4 protein-coding genes and 1 pseudogene are annotated in these 4,934 nt (G+C 68.8%); 1 reads left to right on the top strand and 4 read right to left on the bottom strand.

The features are described 5' to 3' along the window. Nucleotides 1-311, bottom strand: a 311-nt coding sequence (locus tag ACOJUJ_RS13095) for an HU family DNA-binding protein (RefSeq protein WP_420127330.1), incomplete at its 3' end; no start/stop codon positions are given. Between the two features lie 430 nt (nucleotides 312-741). Then, nucleotides 742-1,701, bottom strand: a complete 960-nt coding sequence (locus ACOJUJ_RS13100) for a M48 family metallopeptidase (protein ID WP_420127331.1) — start codon at nucleotides 1,699-1,701, stop codon at nucleotides 742-744. A gap of 278 nt (nucleotides 1,702-1,979) precedes the next feature. Here ACOJUJ_RS13100 and ACOJUJ_RS13105 point away from each other — a divergent pair, with 278 nt between their 5' ends. After that, nucleotides 1,980-2,531 carry a hypothetical protein gene (locus ACOJUJ_RS13105; RefSeq protein ID WP_420127332.1) on the top strand — a complete coding sequence of 184 codons (552 nt, stop codon included), beginning with the start codon at nucleotides 1,980-1,982 and terminating at the stop codon, nucleotides 2,529-2,531. Nucleotides 2,532-2,784: 253 nt separating this feature from the next. On the opposite strand, the gene ACOJUJ_RS13110 is transcribed toward ACOJUJ_RS13105, so the two are convergent. Together ACOJUJ_RS13110 and ACOJUJ_RS13115 are read right to left on the bottom strand one after the other, a co-directional pair. After that, on the bottom strand, nucleotides 2,785-3,528 hold the full coding sequence (locus tag ACOJUJ_RS13110; RefSeq protein WP_420127333.1) for a PIG-L deacetylase family protein: 744 nt from the start codon (nucleotides 3,526-3,528) through the stop codon (nucleotides 2,785-2,787). Between the two features lie 798 nt (nucleotides 3,529-4,326). Then, nucleotides 4,327-4,934, bottom strand: a pseudogene (locus tag ACOJUJ_RS13115) (hypothetical protein); the annotation flags it as partial.

A 4,934-nucleotide genomic window follows, 5' to 3' on the forward strand; every position in this document is an offset into this window, starting at 1 on the left:
CGCTGCACCGCCGCCTTGCGCCGGCCGCTGGGCGAGCCCTCGCGGAAGTTCTTGCCGGCCGTGAACGAGATGGTGCTGCGCTCCGGGATGTCGATCACGGCACCGGTGCGCGGGTTGCGGCCCTGGCGCGCGGCCCGGGTCTTTTTGGTGAACTTGCCGAAGCCGGGAATGGACAGCTCGCCGATCCCGTGCACCGCCTCGGAGACCGCGCCCGCGGCGGTGTCGAAGATGGCGTCGACCGCGCGCGCCGCCGCGGCCCGGCTCATCTGGGCCTTCTCGGCGACATTGTCGATGAACTCTGACTTGTTCATGGGAGTCTCCACGCGTGGCGGTTCAGGTTCGGGCGCGGCCGGTCGGCTGGCCCGCGGCGGCCCTGATGCAAACCCGGTTCCACGTCAGCGGCGCCATTGCTGGGTTTAAGCCTATTCCGCACACACCGGCCACACCGCCCTCTCCGCCTCAAGCCCAGTCCCCACGCCAAAGTTCACCCTCCGGACGGCGTAACCCGTTGATTTTGCGCAGGATAGTCCCATCTCTCCCTCTCACCAAGCCAGGCGCCGCCAGCGCCGCAAGCCCGGTATCCGCTTGCGAAATCATGAAAAATTTCCCCGCGGCCGAAACGTCCGGCGCACCCCCCGGACGCACCGCGGCCCTCCTCGGCGTGCGAGAAGGGCCGCTGAACGCCATCCCATCCCCTCTTCGAACCCGATCCGACCCGACGGGGCCGCCGGGAAGCCGCGCCTACCGGGCGCCGAAGCCCTGGCGAAACGAGTCCACCACGCGGCGCGCCGCCTGCGACGCGTTGCCAAACGCGTCGCGCGCGCTTTCGCGGTACGAGGCCGCGGCCGCCGCGATGTCCTCGGCGTATCCCGGCTCCGGCTCGCCGCGGCGGCGGTACTCGCCGGCCACGATGCGCTCGTAGGCGCCGCTTTCGAACCAGTTGCGCATCTCCGCCACGCGGATCACCGGCGCGGGGTGCGTAAGGGCCAGCACGTTCAGCACCTTGAACACCTGGTCGGCCAGGTCGCCCGTTTCGCGGTACTCCTCGGCCTGGGCGATGAAGTCGGCCAGGTTGGTTTCGTCCGCGTGGCCCCCGGCAAACTTGAGCATCGTCCGCATGGCCGCCTCGGGCTTCTGCACGGCCAGGATGCCGGCGCGGTCGCAGGAAAGCTCGGCCTTGCGGTGCCACTCCATCAGCGCCATCAGCACCGCCCGCGCGGCGATACCCACGATGGGAAAGCCCACCGTGGAAAGCTGGTACAGCACCACCATCATCGTCAGGTAGAGCGTGTGGCCGCTCAGCACGTGCCCCAGCTCGTGCCCCAGCACAAAGCGCAGCTCGTCGTCGTCCAGCTCGTCCACCGTCAGCGAGTTCAGGACGATGAACGGCTTTTGCATGCCAAAGGCGAACGCGTTGAGCGTGTACCCCTTTTGCACGTACAGCGGGTACGGCTCCACGTCCAGCGTGCGCGCCGCCTCCAGGTAGATGCGGTGCACGCGGGAAAACTGCGTGGGGCTCACGCGCACGGAGCTGGAGAGAAAGGCCAGGCGAAGCGGCTTTTCGCCAAAGAAGCCGAAGACCGCGCGCAGCACCTGGTCGAACACCGGAATCTTGCGCAGCGCGTTCAGCGCGGCGCGGTCGGCCGGGTGCTCCCAGGTGCGCGGGTCGATCTGGGTCAGTACGCGGGTGGTATCGGTCATGGTGACGGCGTGGCCGGTGTAAGGGTTCGGGCGCGGCGGGGCCCTGGATGCAAGACGGTACGGCCCCGGCGGCGCAGGGTTTCAATCGAATTCAACCCGTGACGGACCAACGTGATACGCAACGGTGTACGGATTGTGCGTGAAAGGGTGTTTGCCCGGCTCTACCGCGCTGCGCCTTCACGCTTTAGATTCCCGGCCAGCCTGCCTTCACCACCGCCGCCTTCAGGGATCCACCCGGAACGCGCGGCCCCGTTCCCACGCATCTTGGAGAATTTGCCATGCGCCGTCAACGCATCGCCCTGCTCGTCGCGCTCGTCTTTTCCGCCGTGCTTCCCGCGGCCCTGAGTGCCCAGCAGGCGTCGCAGCTTCGCGGCACCTGGGCGATCAACCGCCAGCAGAGCGACGACATCAACGCAAAGATCAACACCGCGGTGGCGCGGATGAACGTGGTGGTGCGCCAGATCGCCCGCCCGCGCCTGCGCAGCACCAACACCGCCTACCCGCAGCTGGTGATCGTGCACGACGCCACCAACATCCGCGTCGACATGCAGGGCCGTCCCTCGGTGAGCAGCCCGGCCAACGGGCAGCCGGTGCTGTGGCAGCGCGAAACCGGCCGCACCTGCACGCAGATGCGCGGCGATTGCGTGCAGGTGACCACGCAGTGGAGCAACGGCGCCCTCACGCAGACCTTCCGCGCCGAGGACGGCCAGCGCGTGAACGTGTTCACGGTGAGCCCCGACGGCGGCACGATGACGATGAACGTCACCATCACCAGCCCGCGCCTGCCCAGCCCGCTTACCTACAAGCTGGTCTACAACCGCGCGTCCTGATTCCGCTCGCGGATCTGACGGGTTGACGAAGAGGCGGTCCGGAAACGGGCCGCCTCTTCGCGTTTGGGGAGGGACGGTGTGGCCGACGTCGATCTCGGGCGGGATAGCCGTGCTTCGGAAGGTTCGGCGCGAGGGGCACGCCCCCTCCGGGCGAGCACCACTCGCCCACCTCCCCCCCAAAAACCTGGGGGAGGTTGAACTGCGATCCCGAATCAACATCCTCACACCATCCCCCCCCCCGTGCCGAAAGCCCCTACTGGGCGCGGTCGGGGTGGATGTGCTCGCTTAGAAAGTCGGGCTCGGCGGGGAGCAGGTGGGGGACGATGCCGGGGCGCGTCTCCCAGGCGTCGAACACCTCGGCGAAGCGCAGGCCGTACTGCTCGCCGGTGAGGCGAAGGCGCTGCTCCAGCCACGCGCGGTCGCCAAATCCGATGTTCTCACGATAGAAGCGGGCCAGTTCGTGGATGGTGTCCACGTACGGCTCCACGTCCACCGCCACGGGCGGGATCACCGAGTGCGCGCCCCGGAAGGTGAAGACGGGCACCACGGCGCGGTGCGGCTGCCCCGGCGCCACCACCTTGGCGATGCGCGCCAGCGTGATGGCGTCGCGAAAGATCTTTCCCGACGCCTGGTGGTCCGGGTGCCGCATTCCGCGCCCCCACGACTCGCCCCAGGTGATCAGGCCGTCGGGCTTGATCTCCGCCAGCAGCTTCGCCACCCGCCACGCCGAATCCGCGTTGGCCTCCAGCCGGCAATCGCCAAAGTCCATGAAGCGCGTTTCCACGCCCAGGATCTCGCCCGCGCGGCGGCCCTGCTCCTCGCGCCGCGCCGCGACCTGGTCGCTGGGGATGGGGCCGAACGCCTCCGTCATCTCTCCGCGCGTGAGCCACACCACCACCACGCGGTCGCCGCGGGCCTTCTGCGCCAGGATGGTCCCCGCCGCGCCTACCTCGTCATCCGGGTGGGCCAGCCCCACCAGCAGCGTCTTCCGCTCCATTCCCTCTCCGCCTCTCGCACAATTTCCATTCACGCCACCGGAGACACACGCATGGAATCTCCGGACCATCGCCGCGCGGAGCAAGGTGAACGGGTGAACGGGTGAACGGGTGAACGGGTGAACGGGTGAACGGATTCAGTTCAGAGCAGCGCCAGCTGCCGCGCGCGTCTCCGGCGCCGGGTCGGCTCCGCCGGTGCGGCGGGAAGTCGCTCGGAGACGGGCGTGATGTGCCTCCGTGCAAGAAACACGGGCTCCGGCACAGGCGGAAGCGGCATCGGCGGGAGAACGGCATCGCCGTAGAGCCAATCCACCACCCAGCCCAACTCGTACGGATCGCGAACGTCATCCACAACGTGACGGCGCGCCAGTGCGGAATACTCCGCCGCTTCTCCCCCGATCATCGGCATCCTCTCCCCCGTTTTCACGTCCGCACGAACCACCTCGCAGGCCCGACAAGATGCCGAATAAAAACCGAATACGCAAGGGCTTTGTGGACCCTCACCCGCTCGCTCAGGCTCGCACCCTCTCCCGCAAGCGGGAGAGGGTATAAACCTCGATCGCGCCTCCCACTCCCGCGCAGCGGGTGGGGAGGCCAGGGGGGCATCCACCATTCCGCACCCGATTCTAACCTCGCGACCCATCACACCATCACACCATCACACCATCACACCATCACACCATCACACCATCACACCATCACACCATCACACCCGTTCACCCGTTCACCCGTTCACAACGCCAGACGCCCCACCGGATCGTATCAATCCAGCGGGGCGCCACACGTCCAGCCAGCGAGCGTCAGTCCGCGCGACGACGGACGCGTACGGGGCCGTCCAGGCTTACGGTGGCCGTGGAGCCGGCGGAGATCACCGCGTCGATGTCGTGCGAGGCGACCACGACGCCGGTGCCCGCGGCGGCGCCCACGGCCGCGCCGATGGCCGTGCTGCGGCGGTCGCGGCCCATCACGCGTCCCGCGATGCCGCCCAGCGCGGCGCCACCCGCCACCGTCGCCGCCGTCTGGCCGCGGCCCTGGCGGCTGCGGCGCACCACGTTGGGCGCGTCCACCATCGACACGTCGATCGGATAGGTTTCGCCGTTGTAGCGGATGGAGGTGAGCGTCACCGAGAGCGTCGCGTCACGCCCCAGCCCGCCGCCGGAAGCCACCGACCGCGTAACCCGTCCGCGCACCGTGGCACCCGCGGGGATCACGGTGCGCCCCTGATCGTCCATCAGCGCGTTGGTCAGCGTGGTCGTAAAGGTGGAACCCTCCGATGCGTAGCGCGTGCTCACCTGGTTGTCGAATCGAACCGTGAAGGTGGTGCCGCTGGGGGCCGTGCGCGTAACGTAGCTGGGGCCGGCCGGCGCGGAGGGCGCGGCCGGCGCCGACGGGCGCGGGGCGGCGGCCT

It is taken from the genome of Longimicrobium sp. (genome assembly GCF_048594345.1).
Taxonomy (GTDB): domain Bacteria; phylum Gemmatimonadota; class Gemmatimonadetes; order Longimicrobiales; family Longimicrobiaceae; genus Longimicrobium.

Coding starts and splice junctions, on each gene's coding strand:
- ACOJUJ_RS13100 (WP_420127331.1), bottom strand. CDS start 1,701: ATGACCGATACCACCCGCGTACTGACCCAGATCGACCCGCGCACCTGG.
- ACOJUJ_RS13105 (WP_420127332.1), top strand. CDS start 1,980: ATGCGCCGTCAACGCATCGCCCTGCTCGTCGCGCTCGTCTTTTCCGCC.
- ACOJUJ_RS13110 (WP_420127333.1), bottom strand. CDS start 3,528: ATGGAGCGGAAGACGCTGCTGGTGGGGCTGGCCCACCCGGATGACGAG.